Here is an 18,823-nt window from a genome sequence, read left to right on the forward strand (position 1 = left end):
GGTGACTCGGTCCGGAATCTCCGACGTCCTGCCCCTGTCGCCCTTGCAGGAGGGGCTGCTCTTCCACACCCAGTACGACGACGGCCACGGCCCCGACGTCTACGCCGCCCAGCAGGTGCTGGAGCTGACCGGCCAGGTCGACCCGGCCGCCGTACGAGCCGCCGGGCAGGCCCTGCTCGACCGGCACCCGAACCTGCGCGCCTGCTTCCGCCGCCGCGACACCGGGGCGCCGATCCAGATCGTGCCTTCGGACGTCGAACTCCCCTGGGCCGAGGCCGACTTGTCCGCATTCGACGAGGACAACCGGGAAACGGCCTGGCGGCGGCTGCTCGACGAGGAGCGGGGCCGCCGCTTCGACCTGGCCCGGCCGCCGCTTCTGCGCCATCTGCTCGTCCGGTGGGCTTCCGACCGCTACCGGCTGGTGATCACCAACCACCACATCCTGTTGGACGGCTGGTCCAAGCACCTGCTCTTCCGTGAGTTCGGCGCCCTCCACGCGGGCGAGCACCCGGCCGCGCTTCCGCCCGCGCCGCCGTACCGCGACTACCTGGCCTGGCTGGCCCGGCAGGACCGTACCGCCGCCGAAGCGGCCTGGCGGAACGCCCTCTCCGAGGCGACGACGCCCACACTGCTCGCCGCCGGGGCACCCACCTCGCCCGTACTTCCGCACGAACTCATCGTGGAACTGCCCGAGAGCGCCACCCGCCTCGCCGAAGCGGCGGCGCGCTCGCTCGCCGTCACCCTCAACACCCTTGTGCAGGGCGCCTGGGGCGTCCTGCTGGGTCGGCTGACCGGCCGCAGCGACGCCGTGTTCGGCCAGACCGTCACGGTCCGGCCGCCGGAACTGCCGAACGTGACGTCGCTGGTCGGCTTCTGCATCAACACCGTTCCCCTGCACGTCCGCTGGAACGAGGGGGACACCGTCGCCGAGTTCCTCACCGGCCTTCAGGGCCGGCAGGCGGCCCTGCTCCCGCACCAGTACCTCGGTCTCGCCGACATCCGGCAGGCCACCGGAGCGGGCGACCTCTTCGACACCCTGCTGGCCTTCGAGAACCACCCCGCCGCCGCGGACACGTCCCAGGTCACCCAGCTCGCCGGCCGCGACGCCACCCACTACCCGCTGACCCTCGCCGCACTGCCCGGCCGCCGACTGGCCCTGCGCCTGTCCTACCGGCCCGGCCTGTACGACGAAACCGGCGCCCGCACCCTGCTGGACCGCCTCGCCACCGTCCTGACGGCCCTGGCCTCCGACCCCGCACGACCTGTCGGTGAGATCGAGGCGCTGCTGCCCGGCGAACGGGAACAGCTGCTGAAGCAGACGAACACCGGCACAGCGCCGCCCGACAGCACCCTGCCCGAACTGTTCGCCCGCCAGGCCGCCCGCACCCCGGACGCGACAGCCGTGGTGCACGACGGCACCCGCCTCACCTACGCGGAACTCGACGAGCGGTCCAACCGCCTCGCCCACCTGCTCGCCGACCGCGGTGCCGGCCCGGAGCGCCTGGTCGCGCTGGCACTGCCCCGCACACCGGACCTGGTGGTGGCCGTCCTCGCGGTCCTCAAGACCGGTGCCGCCTATGTGCCGATGGACCCCGAGTATCCAGCCGAGCGGCTGGCCCACATGCTGGCCGACGCGGATCCGGTACTGCTGGTCTCGGCGGACGCGACGGCGCCAACGGGGAGCGAGACCCCCGTCGTCACGGTCGCCGAGTCGCTGGACCACCCTTCGACCCCACCGCGGTCGCCGCTCCCGGACCCCGCCAACACCGCGTACGTGATCTACACCTCCGGCTCCACCGGCCGCCCCAAGGGCGTCGCCGTACCGCACCGCAACGTCGTACGGCTCTTCACCTCCACCCGCCAGTGGTTCGACTTCGGCCCGGACGACGTGTGGACCCTCTTCCACTCCTACGCCTTCGACTTCTCGGTCTGGGAACTGTGGGGAGCGCTGCTGCACGGCGGCACGCTCGTGGTCGTCCCGTTCGCGGTGAGCCGTGACCCGGAGGAGTTCCGGCGTCTCCTCGTGCGCGAACAGGTCACGGTGCTCAACCAGACACCGTCGGCCTTCGGCGAACTCCTGCGCGCGGACGCCGCCCTGCCGGACACCGGAGACCAACTCGCCCTGCGCTACGTGGTCTTCGGCGGGGAGGCACTGGACATGGCGCGGGTCGCCGAGTGGTACGCCCGGCATCCCCAGGACGCGCCCGTCCTGGTCAACATGTACGGGATCACCGAGACGACGGTCCATGTCACCGCTCTGCCGCTGAGCGAGGACATGGCGAGCGAGGGCAGGGGCAGGATCGGGCACGCGATCCCCGACCTTCGCACGTACGTCCTGGACGCGAGGCTGCGACTCGTACCGCCGGGCACGACCGGCGAGTTGTACGTCGCCGGAGACGGTCTGGCGCGCGGGTACCTGGGACGGCAGGATCTGACGGCCGGGCGGTTCGTCGCCGATCCGTTCGGCGCACCCGGCGCCCGCATGTACCGCACGGGCGACCTGGCGCGACGGACGGCGGACGGTGGGCTGGAGTACGTGGGCCGGGCCGACGACCAGGTCAAGCTCCGCGGCTTCCGCATCGAACCCGGCGAGGTCGAGACCGCGCTCACCGGTCACCCGGACGTGTCCCGGGCGGTCGTCCTCGTCCGTGACGGGCGGCTCGTCGCGTACGTCGTCGCGGCGGCCGTCGACGCCGACGAGCTGCGCCGCCACGCGGCACGCACCCTCCCCGAGCACATGGTCCCGGCCGCGGTCGTACGGCTGGACCGGCTGCCGCTGACCCCCAACGGCAAGCTGGACCAGGCGGCCCTGCCGGCCCCGTCGGCGCAGAGCAGCGGGAGCCGTGCCCCGCGCACCCCGCAGGAGGAGATCCTGTGCGGCCTTTTCGCCGATGTGCTCGACGTGCCGCCGCACCGGGTGGGAGCCGACGACGCCTTCTTCGACCTCGGTGGCGACTCCCTGCTCGCCATGCGTCTCGCCGACCGCATCCGGGCCTCTCTCGGTACGGCGTTGCCCGTCCGGTCGGTGTTCGAGGCGCCGACACCCGCCGGGCTGGCCGAACGGCTGCGCGAGACCGACGGCGTACGACGGCCCGAACTCGCCCCGTGCGAACGCGGCCACGCGCCGATCCCGCTGTCGTACGCCCAGCAGCGCCTGTGGTTCATGAGCCGCCTCGACGGGGGCGGCACCACCTACACCGTCCCCTGGGCCCTGCGTCTGACCGGCCCACTCGACCGGGAGGCGCTGCGGGCCGCCCTGGCCGATCTCGTCGAACGCCACGAACCGCTGCGCACCCTCCATCCCGACTTCCAGGGCACCCCGTACCAGCGGATCCTCGCCCCGCAGGCAGGCCGCCCGGACCTCGACATCGTGCCCACCACCGAAGCCGAACTCCCCGCGCTGCTCACTGCCGCCGCACGCCACCGCTTCGACCTGTCGGCCGAAACCCCGCTGCGGACCACCCTGTACGCGCTCGGCGCCGACACCCACGTCCTGCTGCTGCTCGCCCACCACATCGCCGTCGACGGTTGGTCCATGGCACCGCTGATGCGCGACCTGACCGCCGCGTACGCGGCACGCACCGCCGGCGATCTCCCGCAGCAGGCCCAACTGCCCGTCCAGTACGCCGACTTCGCGCTGTGGCAGCGCGAGCTGCTGGGGTCCGCGGGTGAGCCCGGCAGCCCGATGAGCCGTCACATCGCCTTCTGGCGTGCCGCGTTGGCAGGCGCGCCGGAAGAACTGCCCCTGCCGGCCGACCGGCCGAGGCCCGCCGAGCCCAGCGGCGACGGCGACCGAGCCGGCCTCACGATCGACGCCGACCTGCACGCGCGGCTCGCCTCCCTCGCCGCCGAATCCAGGGTCACCCTCTTCATGGTCCTCCAGGCCGGTTTCGCAGCGCTGTTGACCCGGTTCGGCTCGGGCCCGGACGTCGTCCTCGGCACCCCGGTCGCCGGGCGGTCCGATGCCAGGCTGGACGACCTGGTCGGCTTCTTCGTCAACAGCCTGACCCTGCGCACGGACACCTCGGGCAACCCCACCTTCCGGGAACTGCTGCACCGGGTGCGGGAGTTCGACCTCGCCGCCTACGCCCACCAGGACGTGCCGTTCGACGTGCTCGTGGACGCCCTCACGCCGAAGCGCAGCCTCGCCCGGCATCCGCTGTTCCAGGTCGTGCTGGCGTTCACCGGACACAGTGCGCAGCCCGCACCCTCCCTGCCCGGACTGGAGGTGGGCGTCGAGACCGTCGAGACCGGGGCCGCCCGCTTCGACCTGTCCCTGTACCTGAAAGAGCACCGCGACGCCGCGGGCGCACCGGTGGGCATCGAGGGCATCGCCGAGTACAGCACCGACCTGTTCGACGCGGCCACGGTCGAGCGGCTGGCCCGGGCGTTGGTGCGCTTCCTGAGCGCCGTCGCCGCCGATCCCGGGGCGCGGATCGAGGGCGTGGACCTCGGGAGCGACGGCGCACGGCGGCCCTCACGGGAGCCCGAGCGCGCGGAGCCCGAAGCCCTGCCCGTGCCCGCGGCGCAGGAACCGGCGTCCCCGGCCGAGCGCATCCTCGCCACGCTCTTCGGTGAACTGCTCAACCTGTCGCACGTCCCCCTCGACGAGGACTTCTTCGCTCTAGGTGGCGACAGCATCTCCTCGATCCGCCTGGTCAGCCGGGCGGCCGAGGCCGGGGTCGTGATCACTGCCCGGGACGTGTTCAAGCACCAGACCGTGCGGGAGCTGGCCGCGGTGGCCCGTGGCCCCGTCGCCACCGCGGGCGGCACGGACGACGCGGTAGGTCCGGTGCCGCTCACCCCGGTGATGCGGTGGCTGCTCGAACGCGGCGGCCCGATCGACCGGTTCAGCCAGTCCGTCCTGCTGACGGTGCCCGCCCAGGCCGGTGCGGACGGCCTGGCCGACGCCCTCCAAGCCCTGCTCGACCACCACGACATGCTGCGGTCCAGGCTCGTCATCGGTCCGCAGGCGCAGAGCCTGCCGAGCCTGGAAGTCGCCGCGATCGGCACGGTCCGCGCCACCGACCTGCTCGACCGGCGGGACGTCTCCGGCACGGCCGACCTCCACGGCGCCGTGGCCGAGGAGTTCGAACGGGTCCTGGGGCTCCTCGATCCGGTGGCCGGCGTGATGGTGCGTGCCGTGTGGTTCGACGCCGGCCCGGACCGTCCAGGCCGGCTGCTGCTGTTCGTCCACCACCTGGCCGTGGACGGTGTGTCCTGGCGCATCCTCGTACCGGACCTCCAGGCTGCCTGGGAGACCCTCACGGCCGGGGGGCGTGCCGAACTTCCCCCCGTGGGCACCTCGTTCCGGCGCTGGGCCGCCGTACTCGAGGAGGAGGCGAGTGCGCCGTCGCGGGTTGCCGAGGCCGAACTGTGGCAGCGCGTCGCGGCTGCCCGGCCCCTGCCGCTGGGCTCGCGCCCGCTGGACGCCGACCGGGACACCACCGCCACGACGCGTTCGCTGCGGCTGACGCTGCCGACCGAGACCACGGGCCCGCTGCTCACCACGGTCCCGACCGGCTTCCGTACCGGTGTCCAGGACATCCTGCTGACCGGCCTCGCGCTGGCGGTCGCCGACCGCTACGGCTCTCCGCACGTCGTACTCGACGTCGAGGGCCATGGCCGGGAGGAACTGGCACCCGGGCTGGCGCTCTCCCGGACCGTGGGCTGGTTCACCTCGCTGTACCCCGTCCACCTCGACCTGGCGGGCGTCGACGTGACCGACGCGCTGACCGCCGGGCCCGCCGCCGACCTCGCCGTCGCCCGGGTCGCGGAGCACCTGCGCGAACTGCCCGACCGCGGCCTGGGATACGGCCTCCTGCGCCACCTCAACCCGGACACCGCAGCCGAGCTCGCCAAGTCGCCCGCCCCGGCGATCGGCTTCAACTACCTCGGCCGGTTCACCACCCCCGACCCCACCGGCACCACACCCTGGGCCTTCGCCCCGGAGTCGGCGGCCCTCGGCACCGGCGCCGACTCCGCCCTCGCCGCCGCCCACGTCCTGGAACTCGGCGCGGTCGTCCGCGACACCGGCACGGGGCCTCAGCTGCTGGCCCACTGGTCCTGGCCCGACGGTGTCCTGGCCGAGCCGGAGGTGCGCGCGCTGGCCGAGTCCTGGTTCACCGCACTCACCTCGCTCGTCTCCCGTGCCGGTGGCACGGCCGGACCGTCGGCCGCGGACATGACGGTGGCCGGCATGTCCCGGGACGAACTGGCCGAGCTCGCCGCGGGCCTGGACTCCTGAACGAGGGACGAGTTGGACGAGACCGTGAGACGAGATGACGACATGACACAGCCCATGCCGGCCGACGTACTCCCCCTCACCCCGCTCCAGGAGGGCCTGCTCTTCCACGCCCTGTACGAGCACGAACGGGACGCCCCCGACGTGTACATCGTGCAGTTGGTGTTCGAACTCGACGGGCCGGTGGACGCCGGCCGTCTCCGAGCCGCCGCACAGACCTTGCTGGAGCGGCACCCGAACCTGCGGGCGGCCTTCCGGCGGCGCCGTGGCGGCCAGCCCGTCCAGGTCGTCCCGCACCGGGCGACACTGCCGTGGACGGAAGCCGACCTGACCGCGCCGGGCGTCGACACCGAGAAGGCCTGGACGGAGTTGCTGGACCGGGACCGGGAGCGCGGCTTCGACCCGGCGACCCCTCCCCTGCTGCGGTGCACCCTGGTCCGCACCTCGGAGCGGCACCACCGGCTGCTCGTCACCCACCACCACATCCTGCTCGACGGCTGGTCGGTCTCGGTGCTCCTGCGGGAACTGCTCGCCCTGTACGCCACCGGGGACAGCGCGGCCGCCCTCGCACCCGTGCCGCCGTACCGCGACTTCCTTCGCTGGCTGGACCGAAGGGACCGCCGCGCAGCCGAAGCCGCCTGGCGGGACAGGCTGACCGGCGTGACGGAGCCGACCCGGCTGGCACCGGGCGCTGATCCGGGCGCGGGCGAGTCGGCACAGGCCCGAGCCGAACTGTCGGCCGAGACCGCCGCCGCGCTCCACGCGCGCGCCCGCAGCCTCGGCGTCACGCTGAACACCTTCGTCCAGTCCGCCTGGGCGGTCCTCCTGGGCCGGCTGACCGGACGCGACGACGTCGTCTTCGGCACCACCGTCTCCGGCCGCCCGGCCGAACTGCCGGGCGTCGAGTCCATGGTCGGCCTGTTCATCAACACCGTCCCGACCCGGGTCCGGCTGCGCCCCGCCACCCTCGTGAGCCGCCTGCTCCACGAGGTCCAGGACGGCTACGCCCACCTCCTGGACCACCATCACCTCGGGCTGGCCGACATCCAGCGGGCGGCCGGTGTCCCGGAACTCTTCGACACCCTCGTCGTCTTCGAGAACTACCCGGTGGACCCGACCGCCACGGGTGACGGCACCGAGCGCGACGGCGAGCTCCGGCTCGTCGGTTCGAGCGGCCGCGACTCCACCCACTACCCCGTGACCCTGGTAGCCCTTCCCGGCACCCGCCCCCGGTTCCGACTCGCCTACCGCAGCGGGCTGTTCACCACCGACTGGGCCGACAGGACGCTCGCCAGTCTGGTGCGGATCCTGGAGGCCATGGCCGCCGATCCGGACCTCCCCCAGGGGCGGCTGGAACTCCTGGCCCCCGACGAACTCCCGCACCGCGGCCCGTTGCCGCCTCCCGCGGGCCGCACGCTTCCCGAGCTCTGGGCCGCCCAGGTCGCGGCCACCCCGGAAGCCGATGCCCTGCTCCACGGCAGCCGCTGTCTCACGTACGGCGAACTGGACGCCCGGGCAACGCAGTTGGCCCACCGGCTCAGGGCGCTCGGTGCAGGCCCTGAGCGTGTCGTCGGCATCGCGCTGCCCCGTACGGCTGAGCTGGTCGTGGCGGTACTCGCCGTCCTCAAGTCCGGTGCCGCGTATCTGCCGCTCGACCCCGCCTATCCGGCCGACCGGCTGGCGTACATCGTCGCCGACGCCCGCCCGGTCGTCGTCCTCACCGGTGCCGAGTCGGTCCGGGCGCTGCCCGAGGGCACACCGACGCTCGACGTCGACCAGGAACTGACAAATCATCACAGTGCGGGCTGTGCGCGTGCGTTGACCGACCTCGACTCCGCGAGTGCACCGACACCCGACAGCCTCGCCTACATCACCTACACCTCCGGCTCGACCGGCCGCCCCAAGGGGGTCCTGGCCACGCATCGCAACGCCGTCGAGTTCGTCGAGTGGACGCACACCGCGTTCGGTTCCGAGCGGCTGGCCAGGGTGCTGTTCTCGACCTCGCTCAATTTCGACGTCTCGGTGTTCGAGATCTTCTCGCCGCTGCTGTGCGGGGGCCGCCTGGAGATCGTCGAGAGCCTCCTCGCCCTCACTGACGGCGTGCCCCGGGACGCCGGGCTGATCAGCGGCGTCCCCACGGTCATGGCCGCTCTCCTGGCCGAACAGCCCGCCGTCGTACCGCACACCGTGGCGCTCGGCGGCGAACCGATCCCGGCCCGGCTGCGCGCCGACATCGAGGCCGCCTTCCCCGGCGCACGGCTCGTCAATTTCTACGGCCCCACCGAGGCGACCGTCTACGCCACCGCGTGGCAGTCCGACGTCGACCCCGTCGTCGGTGCTCCGCACGACAGCAGCGGGCCGCCCATCGGCCGCCCGCTCGCCCGCAATCACGTCCATCTCCTCGACCACGGTCTGCGTCACGTGCCCGACGGGGCCGTCGGCGAGGTGTACGTGGCAGGCGGCGGCCCTGCCCGCGGCTACCTCGGCCGACCCGGTCTGACAGCCGAGCGGTTCGTGGCCGACCCCTTCGGCGAACCGGGGGAACGCCTGTACCGGACGGGCGACCTGGCGGTACGCGGACCCGACGGGATGCTGCGTTTCCTCGGCCGGGCAGACCAGCAGGTCAAACTCCGCGGCTTCCGTGTCGAACTGGGCGAGATCGAGGCCGTACTGACCGCGCATCCGGCCGTCGCCAAGTCCGCGGTGACAGTTCGTCAGGATGACGACGGTGAGAAGCAGTTGGTCGCCTACGTAGTCCCGGCCGGAACATCAGGCCGTGGGGTGGGTACGTCGGCGGTGCCCTCGGCACCGCCGACCGGGCCCGCGACCGAGCCCTCCAAAGCCGCCGGAGCCGCCGGGCCCGGGGTCGCCGCCCCGCCCGCCGACGACCTCCGCGAGCACCTCGCTCGCGCCCTGCCCGCCCACATGATCCCGTCGTCGTTCGTCACGCTCGACGCGCTCCCCCACACCGCCAGCGGCAAGCTGGACCGCAAGGCGCTGCCCGCCCCCGACAGGTCCCGGACCGCCACGTGCACCCCGCGCACCCCGCGCGAGGAGACGCTGCGCGGAGTCTTTGCCGAGGTGCTCGGACTCGACCCGACTCGGGTCGGCGTCCACGACGGCTTCTTCGACCTCGGCGGCCACTCCCTGCTGGCCCCACGCCTGACCTCCCGTATCCGCGCCGTGCTCGGACTGGAAGTACCGCTGCAGGTCCTCTTCGACACACCGACGGTGGCCGCGCTGGCCCGCCGAGCGGACGGAGACGTCGACAACGCCGCTCCCCTCGGCCCGCTGCTGCCGCTTCGGCCCCGAGGGCACCGCGAGCCCCTGTTCTGCCTGCCGCCGGCCTCCGGTCTGTCCTGGGGTTTCGCCGGTCTGGCCCGGCACCTCGCCCCCGGCCGCCCGCTCTACGGTCTCCAGTCCCACGGTCTGATCCCGGGCCGCCGGCCGGTCGCCACCCTGGCCGCGGCGGTCGCCGAGCACACCGCACTCATCCGCGAGACCCAGCCGCACGGCCCGTACCAGCTGCTCGGCTACTCCATGGGCGGGCTCGTCGCGTACGAGGTGGCCGTCGGCCTCCAGGCGGCCGGGGAGGAAGTCGCCCTCCTCGCGCTGCTCGACGCCTTTCCCGGCAGCTGGATCCGGCAGGGCCCACCCCCGGCCGACCGCCCGGCGCTGCTGCGCAGCCTCCTCGCCATCCTGGGCCGCCCGGTCCCCGGGCCCGAGGCCCAGCCGCTGACGGACGCCCGGTGGGCCGAACTGGTCCGTGGCGTGCCCGACATGGCCGGCAGTCTGAGCGATGCCGAACTGGCTGCCCTGGTCGACGTGACGGCGAACAACCGACGTCTGCTGGGCGAGTTCACCCCCTCGTCCTACCGCGGCGACCTGCTGGTCTTCACCGCCGCCCGGGATCCGGACGCGGTCCCCGGCCAGTACGGCGCGTGGCAGCCGTACGTCCGAGGCCGTGTCGTCAACCACGACATCCCGTGCGCGCACGGGGAGATGACCAGGCCGGCGTCGCTGGACGCCATAGGCCCGGTACTGGACAGCCATCTCGCGAAGTGATCCGGCTGGTTCCCGGCCGCCCGACCCCTGGAGGAAGTTCCGATGACCACCAACCCCTTCGACGACGACAGCATCGAGCACCTGGCCCTGGTGAACGACGAGGGCCAGCACTCCCTGTGGCCCGCCTTCGCCGAGGTCCCGGCCGGCTGGACCCTCGCCCATGGCCCCGCGAGCCGCCGGTCCTGCCTGGACCACATCAACGAGCACTGGACCGACATGCGCCCCAAGAGCCTGATCGAGGCCATGGGCGAGTGACTGCCCGCGCCCCTCACGCACAAGGAGATCTCCGCACCATGACCACGCAGGACACGACCAAGCTGGTGTGCCTTCCGTACGCCGGAGCGGGCGCTTCGTTCTTCCGTCCCTGGACCGCCCTGGCCGGGGACACGGTGGAGATCGTGGCGCTGCAACTGCCGGGCCGAGAACGGCAGATCGATGAGGAACCGTATCGGGACGTCCACCGGGCCGTCGACGGACTGCTCGCCCAACTGCGGGAAAGGCTCGGCGAGAGCGGCAGCAGGGTGGCCCTCTTCGGGCACAGTCTCGGCGCCGTGCTCGCCTACGAACTCGCCCACCGGCTGGTCGCCGAGCCCGGGTTCGAGGTGACCCACCTGTTCGTCAGCGGAGCACCGGAACCCGACCACGACCGTGCCCGACGGGCCACCGGACTGTCCGACGAGGACTTCCTCGCCCGGGTCGCCGAGTTCGCGGGCTACAGCCATCCCGCGCTCGACGACCCGGAGATGCGCGAGCTGCTCCTGCCCACCCTGCGCGCGGACGTCGAGATGCACGAGAACTACGTGCGCAGCACCCGGCTTCCCCTGGACGTGCCCGTCATGGTCGTCCGGGGTGAGGAGGACGACCTGGTCAGCCTCGACGCCGCCGCGTCCTGGAGCAAGGTGTCCGGCCGCGACTTCGACCATGTCGAGGTCCCCGGCGGTCACATGTATCTGACCGAGGCCGCAGCCGAGTTGGTGCGCGTGATCGTCACGAAGCTGGTCTGACCCCTTTCCGACCCTTTGAGGAGTTCCCCCATGCGTCTGGACGGCAAGACGGTCCTCGTCACCGGCGCCGCCCGCGGACTCGGCCGGGCGATCGCCCTCGCCTGCGCCGCCGAGGGCGCCGACCTCATGCTGCTGGACATCTGCGCCGACCTGCCCGGAGTGCCGTATCCGCTGGGCACACCAGGCCAGTTGGAACACACGGCCACGCTGTGCCGGGAGGCCGGCGCCGCCGCTCTCACAGCCCCGACGGACATCCGTGACCTACGAGCCGTACGGGAGGCGGTGACCCTCGCCGAGGACCGGTTCGGACGGATCGACGTCGCCGTGAACAACGCGGGTATCGCCGCACCCTCGGGCAAACCGGTGCACGAGATCGACGAGGAGGAGTGGTCCCTGATGATCGACGTCGATCTCTCCGGCGCCTGGCGGGTGATCCGAGAGGTCGGCAAGGCGATGAGCGCCCGGCGGGCCGGCAGCATCGTCAACGTCGCCTCCACCGCGGGCATCGTGGGCTACCGGCACTTCGCCGGCTACGTCGCCGCCAAGCACGCCGTCGTCGGGCTGACCAAGGCCGCCGCACTCGACTACGCGCCGACCAAGGTGCGGGTGAACGCGGTCTGCCCCGGGTCGGTGCGCGACGACCCTCAGGCCGAGGGGCGCATGCTCGCCGAGATCGCACGCGCGCTGGACGTGCCGGTGGACGAACACGAGAAGACGTTCGTCGAGGCCCAGCCGATGAACGCACTGATCGAACCCGACGACGTCGCCGCCGCGGTCGTTTTCCTCGCCTCCGACGACTCCCGGCAGATCACCGGCTCGGTCCTGACCGTGGACGGCGGATTCAGCATCCGCTGAACACCCAGCGCGTCCCCCGAACGACAAGGAACCCCCCGATGTCAGGACCGCTCCTCCCCGCGGCCCACTGCCACGCCCTACGCGTACGGACCCCGGGTACGGCCGCCCGGCCGGGACTGTGGGTCGAGGACGTCCCCGCGCCTGCGACGGCCCCTCTCGCCGCACGCCGACGGGCCGTCGAACTCGCCCGAACCGCAGGCGGGCCGCGCCAGGTCCTGTTGCGCTACTCCGACGGCCTGTCCGACCTGATCGCCGTCGCACCTCGGGGACCTCTGGGCCGCACGGCCCTCGACCGACTGACGGCCGGGGAGTCCACAGGGCCGCAGGAGACCGCCCCGGTCTTCGTGACGGTCCCCCAGGCGCCCCCGCCCTCCTGGGGACTGGGCGGAGACGGGTTGGGCGGAGCCTTCGTCCTCCCGCTGGAGCACATCGGTGACGAGGCGAGCTGGCTCGTCGCCCTCGCCGTCACCCTGCGCCGCTACGACCCGGACACCCCACCGGTCATCGGCACCGACCGGGGCGGCCTCACCGTCGAACCGGCCGCCACACTCGGCCGGTCGAGGCCCGTCACAGCCACGGGACCCGTGCTCGCGGGCCTCCTCTTCGACAACTCGGATCCCCCTGCCGGCAGCGTGGCGGAGACCGAGTACGTGCCCTGTCTCGCCCCCGCGTTTCCCCTCACCGTCTCGGTCCACCGGGACTCCGGCGGGCTGCGGCTGCGCTGCGACCACCTGGGCAGTCACGTCTCCGCCGAGATCGCCGCACAGTTCGTACGGCACCTCGTGCACGTACACCGGCAGGTCGTGCACCACCCGGAGACTCCGATCGAGGACGTCGAGCTGCTCGACGAGGCGGAGACCACCCGCCTGGTGGCGCTCGGCCGTCCGCCGAACCCCCTGGCCGGCGGACCCGCGAGCGTGACCGAGGTGTTCGCGCGGGTCGCGGCAGCGGCGCCCGACCGCGTTGCCGTGACCGACTCCGGCGTCCGCCTGACCTACTGCGAACTAGATGCGCGGGCCAGCCAGTTGGCACTCGGTCTGCGGGCACGTGGAGTGGCCGCGGGCAACCGGGTGGGCGTATGTCTGGAGCGGACGGCCGACCTCGTCGTCACCCTGCTCGCCGTGCTCAAGGCGGGAGCGACCTATGTGCCGATCGATCCCTCCTACCCGGCGGACCGGATCGCCCACACGGTGCGGGACGCGGGGCTGGTTGTGATGGTCACACACCTGTCGGAGATACCGGGCTGCGCATGCGTCACGCCGGACGAACTCCTCCATGCACCGGCCGAGTCGACGCTTCCGACCGCCGCCCCGGACGACCCGGCCTACGTCATCTACACCTCGGGCTCCACGGGCCGACCCAAGGGCGTAGTAGTACCGCACCGCAACGTCACGGCCCTCATCGACGCGACCCGTGAGGAGCACGGCTTCGGTGACGACGACGTGTGGACCTGGTTCCACTCCAGCGCCTTCGACTTCTCCGTCTGGGAGATCTGGGGCTGCCTGCTCACCGGCGGACGCCTGGTGGTGGTGCCGTACTTCGTCTCCCGGGAACCCGAACGCTTCCGCGACCTGCTCGTCGCGGAACAAGTCACCGTGCTGAGCCAGACCCCGTCCGCCTTCGCGCAGTTGCTGGATGTCGACCACACGCCGATCGGGGTCCGTCTCGTCGTGTTCGGCGGAGAGCCGCTCGACACGCGCATGCTGCTTCCCTGGTTCGACCGGCACCCGGAATCAGCCTGCCGGGTCGTGAACATGTTCGGCATCACGGAGACCACCGTCCACGTCACCCAGCAGACACTCACCAGGAAACTAGCCCTCGCCGCCACCCGCTCCGTCGGACGCGCCCTGCCCGGCTGGCACTTGTACGTCACCGACCCGGCCGGACGACTGCTGCCGCCCGGCATCGCTGGCGAGATCTGCGTCGGCGGCGCCGGAGTCGCACTCGGCTACCTCGGCCGACAGGACCTCACGGCACAGCGTTTCGTTTCCGATCCCGTCACCGGCGCCACCATGTACCGCAGCGGCGACCTCGGACGCCTCCGCCCGGACGGCCGCCTCGAACACCTCGGACGCATCGACAGCCAGGTCAAGATCCGCGGCTTCCGGATCGAACTGGACGAGATCCGGGCAGTCCTGCTGGAGAACCCGGACGTGCGCACAGCCGCCGTCACGGTCCGCCGCGACGACCCGGCCGACGCCGCCACCGCCAGGATCGACGCCTATGTGACCCTGTCCTCCGGCGGCGCTCCCGCCGCCGTCCGCAACCGAGCCGCCGCCCTCCTGCCCGACTACATGGTCCCCGCCACGGTCACCGCCCTGGACACCCTTCCTCGGACATCCAACGGCAAGCTCGACACGGCACGACTCCCCGCACCGGCGCCTCCCGCCCGGGACACCGAACAGGTCACCACCGGCGACGAGTTCACCGACGAACTCCGGGACATCTGGAGCGAGGTGCTGGGTGTCCCGGTCGGCCTGGACGACGACTTCTTCGAGCTGGGCGGCAACTCCCTGTTCGCCGTTCGCATCGCTGCCGCCCTGCGCGCCCGCGGCCTGCCGTCCGTCCGACTGCGCGAGCTGTACCGCAACCCCACGGTCCGAGGAACCGTCGCCCACCTCGATGGGGCCTATTCGTCGAGAAATCGATAATCCTGGCTCGCGGCCCGGATCAGCACCGTGCCGTCGCGGACCTGCCACTCGCTCATGCCGTCGACTTCATGGCTGACCAGAAACAGGCCGGTGATCCGGTCGTTGTCATCATCCGAGGCCGGAATCCGGGCCACGCTCCGCAGTCGGTCACGAAACCAGTCGACGGACTGGGCGCGCATGTCGGCCCCGTAGAAGACCCAGTTGACAAAGTTGTACTGCCTGGGGGGAAAGGCCCAGCCACCGCTGTACGTATGGTCCGCATCGTCCGCCAGGACTATCTCCTTGACCAGGGCGAGCTGCTGGTCATCACACTCCAGCCAGCCTCTGACCCGGACGAAAACACCCACGCCGTTCCCTCTCTCCCGCATTCCGCATTCCGCATTCCGCGTCGCGAACCGTACCGTCTGGTCGAGTTCATCACATCCCTGGAGGGTGCGCTGTCGAACCGTAAGTGCAGTGTTCCGCCCGAGGCTGCGGACACTTATGACCGCATCGAATTCATGGTCCTTCAGGTGTAGGAACTCCGCTTGGGGCCGACCGCCGACCCTGTTCGCCGGCAATTCCGCGTTCGGATCGAACTACTTCGTCGACTTGACCAGTACTCCAGCCGCAGGTCGTGATGTTTGTGTTCGCCACCATTGTCGCTGGTAGTGGCTGGTTTTCGCGCAGTGTTGTTGGCGGCCTCGCCATATCGACCAGGCCAGTCGGTGGGTGAGGTCTGGAGTCTCAGCGTCGCACGCGGTAGCGCAGGTGCGTCGCGCCCTTGCCCTGGATCACGACCGGGTCGTCGAAGCGGTGCGGTGCACCGGTCAGCCCGGCGAAGTGTGGGATTCCCCTGCCGAGCAGCACCGGTACGAGACTGATGCAGACCTCGTCCACCAGCCCCAGGTCAAGCGCCTGCCTTGCGATGTCGGCGCTGGCGATGCTGACGTGTTTGTCACCGGCGATGTCCCTGGCGCGCGCGATGCCTTCCGCGACGCCGTCGACAAAGGTCGTGCGCGGCCACTTCGCGGCGTCTTCGGGCGCGTTGTGGGTCACGACGACGACTGGCGCGCCGATGGGGTGGCTGTCGTTCCAGCCGTTGGTCAAGTCAAACAGCCGACGGCCGCAGACGAGCGCACCGGCCCCGGCGAGTACCTCGCGCAGCATCTCCGCGCTGTTCGCGTCGACCTGGAACGACCAGTGCTCGTCGGCACTCGGCACGGTGACATCGCCGGCGTCGTACCAACCGAACAGCTCACCGGTTCCGTCTTTGGGGTCGGCGATGTAGCCGTCCAGCGACATCGTCATGTGCGAATAGACCTTGGCCATGGCGGACCTCCTTTGGATTTTCCTGCTGGATGGACCCCCCTGAAGACTCGAATTCATCGGTCCGGTGGCCCTGGACGGCAAGGCGATCATGGAGCTGCTTGCCGTGCCGCCAGGCCCGGTGATCGCTTCCGCCATTCGCTTCCTGCAGGATCTACACCTGGAACGCGGGGCGCTGACACGGGAAGAGGCCGCAGCCCGTCTGCGAACCTGGGCCGTGGAGCAGCGGACGGCCCGCTGCCGTCCATGATGCCCTCACCGTGTCACGAGCTCGTTTTCCGACGGGCCCGGAAAGCGAGGATCGGCAGAACCGCTCCGCTCGCCGCGGCGATCACTCCGAGGATGCTCGGCACAGCATCGCCGGCGACAGTTCCCGCGACGAGCACGCATATACCCCCAGCGATCAGAATCGCGGAAAAGACCCTGACTCCGCTTACTGCATCGCCCACCGACACGCCCTGCTGGCGCGTTCCCTCACCCCTCCTTCCCTCCACAGGAAGAAAGAACCCGTAACCCCGGCGGTCACAGGCGACGCGCAAGCTGTCACGAGGGACACGGACACCGCCCCTCTCTACGCTGGTGGCGTGACGTTGGTGTGGGTGACGGGCAATTCAGGAACCGGTAAGTCCACGGTGTGCGAGGTGTTGCGAGCGCGTGGCCACCTTGCGCTCGATGCCGACAATGACGGCTTCAGCCGTTGGATCGACCGAGCCGGCGGCGAAGCCGTGACGAGTCCCCCGGATCCGGTCCCCGAGGGCTGGCTCGACCGGTACGGCTGGCTGATCGTTCGCGAACGCGTCGAGACGCTCGCCGCGGAGTCTCGTGGACGCATCGCGTTCTTGTGCGGGTCGGCGGAGAACGAGGCCGACGTCCTTGATCTGTTCGACCTCGTCGTGTGCCTGGTCATCGACGAGGCCACCCTCCGCCACCGGCTCGCGACCCGCACCACGAACACGTTCGGCCGACACCCTGAAGAACTCGCGGCAGCACTGCAATGGAACCCGCGGATGCACGCGCTCTACGGAAGCTTCGGCGCGACGATCCTCGATGCGTCGAGGCCGCTGACCGAGGTGGTGGATGGGGTGGTCGGCGCGGTTCAGGGGCCGACGGAGGTCACCTGACGATGGTGAGCACATCCCGTGATTCAGTGGGGGCGGCCCAAGGTGATGGGGCCCAACTCGACTGCCTGCCGGCCCTGATGGGGCTGTCCGCCGCATTGGACAGCCCCACAGCCGCGTCCTCGAAAGGCCCGAAACGCCATGCGCCTCTCCTCTCAGACGTCATCCGACGGCGTCCTGGAACAGCTCTTCCACCTCGACGACATCCCGGGCTCGCTGTGGACTCCACGCGAGGCCGACGGCATCCGCCCCCTGATTGCCATGGGGCACGGCGGCGGTCAGCACAAGAAGGCCCCTGACATCGTGAAGCGGGCGCGCCGTTTCGTGGCCGAGCGCGGTTACTCCGTGCTGGCCGTCGATGCGCCCAGCCACGGTGACCGCCCGGACCATGCGGAGTTCACCCGGATCGCGACCGAGTACGAGGTCCGGCTTACCGCCGGTGAGGGACTGGCTCCCCTGATCGCCGACTTCCAGGCCCTCGTCGTTCGCCAGATCGTGCCGGAATGGCGGGCAGTCCTCGACGCGGTCCAGGAACTCGGTCACATCGGCATCGGCCCGGTCGGCTACTGGGGTGTGTCCCTGGGCTGCGTGATCGGTGCCCCGCTTGTCGCCGCCGAGCCCCGGATCCGGGCGGCGGTGCTGGGTCTGGCCGGTGCCGAGGTGTCATCCGAGACCGCCGCCCGGATCGACGTCCCCGTGGAGTTCCTCATGCAGTCGGCCGACGAGCGGGTGCCACGGTCCCAGAGTCTCGCACTGTTCGATGCCTTCGGCTCAGCCGAGAAGACGCTGCACGCCAACCCTGGCAAGCACGGCGAGGTCCCGGCCTTCGAGACGGACAGCACGCTCCGATTCTTCGCCCGGCACCTCGCCTGATACCAGCTTCTCCCCCCGTGACACATGGGGCATCTCGGCGCCGCGGTGTTGTCTCACTCGGTCACCATGCACTTTCGTGGCCCAGCGAAGCGAAGACCTCAGCGGTCTCGTCCACGACGGCACACAGTTGCAGCACGGCCCTTCGGCAGTTCTGCGGGTGGAGTGCCGCGACGGCTCGGGCCTCGAACCATCGGTCCCAGGGACCGCCTGGGACCAGGAACCGCGTCGCGTGCTGGGAGCCGAGCATCTCATCGAGGTACAGGAGCGTCCCCAGGACGACTGCCTGGCCGAAGTCGAGGTCGGGACGCGCCAAGTAGCGATCAAGGTGTGCGCTGAGCAGTTCGGCATCTGCCGGGGTGCCGAACTTCCCGAGGGCGACGCGGTACGCCGCGCCGGCGTACTGCCCTTCACCGGCCGGCAAAAGCTGGCCTATCAGCTCACGAAACTCGGTCCGGTGGGCCACGGCGACCAACCACGCGGCGGTCTTGCGCTCGCGCCATCCGCCTTCGAAGAGGATCCCGAGTTCTGCCGGGGTGATGGCGTGGGCATCCTGAGCCAGGTCCTGTACGAACGTGGAGCGCTCAGCCGGGTTCAGCCGGGTTCAGCCGGGTTCAGCCGAAAGATGCCACCGCCCAACCTCAGGTATCGCCGGCTGGGCGTGACGAACCGCTGGACCAGCTCCCGCAACTCGGGATCGCTCCGGAC

12 protein-coding genes are annotated in these 18,823 nt (G+C 71.2%); 9 read left to right on the forward strand and 3 right to left on the reverse strand.

Translation table 11 applies throughout. The annotated features are described in order from the left end of the window. Position 1: 1 nt before the first annotated feature. The 6 genes from ACZ48Z_RS12000 to ACZ48Z_RS12025 are packed head-to-tail and all read left to right on the forward strand — an operon-like array spanning position 2 to position 14,819. Positions 2-6,247 (forward strand): amino acid adenylation domain-containing protein, encoded by a 6,246-nt coding sequence (locus tag ACZ48Z_RS12000; protein ID WP_468735699.1) that lies wholly within the window; start codon positions 2-4, stop codon positions 6,245-6,247. A gap of 42 nt (positions 6,248-6,289) precedes the next feature. Continuing rightward, positions 6,290-10,309, forward strand: a complete 4,020-nt coding sequence (locus tag ACZ48Z_RS12005) for an amino acid adenylation domain-containing protein (RefSeq protein WP_468735700.1) — start codon at positions 6,290-6,292, stop codon at positions 10,307-10,309. Positions 10,310-10,351: 42 nt separating this feature from the next. After that, on the forward strand, positions 10,352-10,564 hold the full coding sequence (locus tag ACZ48Z_RS12010) for an MbtH family protein (RefSeq protein ID WP_468735701.1): 213 nt from the start codon (positions 10,352-10,354) through the stop codon (positions 10,562-10,564). Between the two features lie 38 nt (positions 10,565-10,602). Continuing rightward, positions 10,603-11,313: a thioesterase II family protein gene (locus ACZ48Z_RS12015; protein WP_468735702.1), complete on the forward strand. Its 711-nt coding sequence runs from the start codon at positions 10,603-10,605 to the stop codon at positions 11,311-11,313. 30 nt (positions 11,314-11,343) lie between these two features. Beyond that, positions 11,344-12,168 carry an SDR family oxidoreductase gene (locus ACZ48Z_RS12020; RefSeq protein WP_468735703.1) on the forward strand — a complete coding sequence of 275 codons (825 nt, stop codon included), beginning with the start codon at positions 11,344-11,346 and terminating at the stop codon, positions 12,166-12,168. A gap of 38 nt (positions 12,169-12,206) precedes the next feature. Next, positions 12,207-14,819, forward strand: a complete 2,613-nt coding sequence (locus tag ACZ48Z_RS12025; RefSeq protein ID WP_468735704.1) for a non-ribosomal peptide synthetase — start codon at positions 12,207-12,209, stop codon at positions 14,817-14,819. Here the strand turns inward: ACZ48Z_RS12025 and ACZ48Z_RS12030 are convergent. Both ACZ48Z_RS12030 and ACZ48Z_RS12035 read right to left on the reverse strand, forming a co-directional pair. Continuing rightward, positions 14,798-15,166: a hypothetical protein gene (locus tag ACZ48Z_RS12030; protein ID WP_468735705.1), complete on the reverse strand. Its 369-nt coding sequence runs from the start codon at positions 15,164-15,166 to the stop codon at positions 14,798-14,800. The two genes, ACZ48Z_RS12025 and ACZ48Z_RS12030, sit on opposite strands and share 22 nt — an antisense overlap. 379 nt (positions 15,167-15,545) lie before the next feature. Next, positions 15,546-16,130, reverse strand: a complete 585-nt coding sequence (locus tag ACZ48Z_RS12035; protein ID WP_468735706.1) for a dihydrofolate reductase family protein — start codon at positions 16,128-16,130, stop codon at positions 15,546-15,548. Positions 16,131-16,194: 64 nt separating this feature from the next. On the opposite strand from ACZ48Z_RS12035, the gene ACZ48Z_RS12040 reads away from it, so the two are divergent. The 3 genes from ACZ48Z_RS12040 to ACZ48Z_RS12050 all read left to right on the forward strand — a co-directional run bounded on the left by ACZ48Z_RS12040 (position 16,195) and on the right by ACZ48Z_RS12050 (position 18,118). Beyond that, the gene (locus ACZ48Z_RS12040; protein WP_468735707.1) at positions 16,195-16,377 is read left to right on the forward strand and encodes a hypothetical protein; all 183 of its coding nucleotides are present in this window, start codon (positions 16,195-16,197) and stop codon (positions 16,375-16,377) included. A gap of 334 nt (positions 16,378-16,711) precedes the next feature. Further along, positions 16,712-17,248 carry an AAA family ATPase gene (locus ACZ48Z_RS12045; RefSeq protein WP_468735708.1) on the forward strand — a complete coding sequence of 179 codons (537 nt, stop codon included), beginning with the start codon at positions 16,712-16,714 and terminating at the stop codon, positions 17,246-17,248. A gap of 138 nt (positions 17,249-17,386) precedes the next feature. Then, positions 17,387-18,118, forward strand: a complete 732-nt coding sequence (locus ACZ48Z_RS12050; RefSeq protein WP_468735709.1) for a dienelactone hydrolase family protein — start codon at positions 17,387-17,389, stop codon at positions 18,116-18,118. Positions 18,119-18,179: 61 nt separating this feature from the next. Here ACZ48Z_RS12050 and ACZ48Z_RS12055 read toward each other — a convergent pair whose 3' ends face one another. Beyond that, positions 18,180-18,713 (reverse strand): DUF6000 family protein, encoded by a 534-nt coding sequence (locus ACZ48Z_RS12055; RefSeq protein ID WP_468735994.1) that lies wholly within the window; start codon positions 18,711-18,713, stop codon positions 18,180-18,182. Positions 18,714-18,823: the final 110 nt, after the last annotated feature.

This window comes from Streptomyces sp. NPDC031225, from assembly GCF_055570355.1.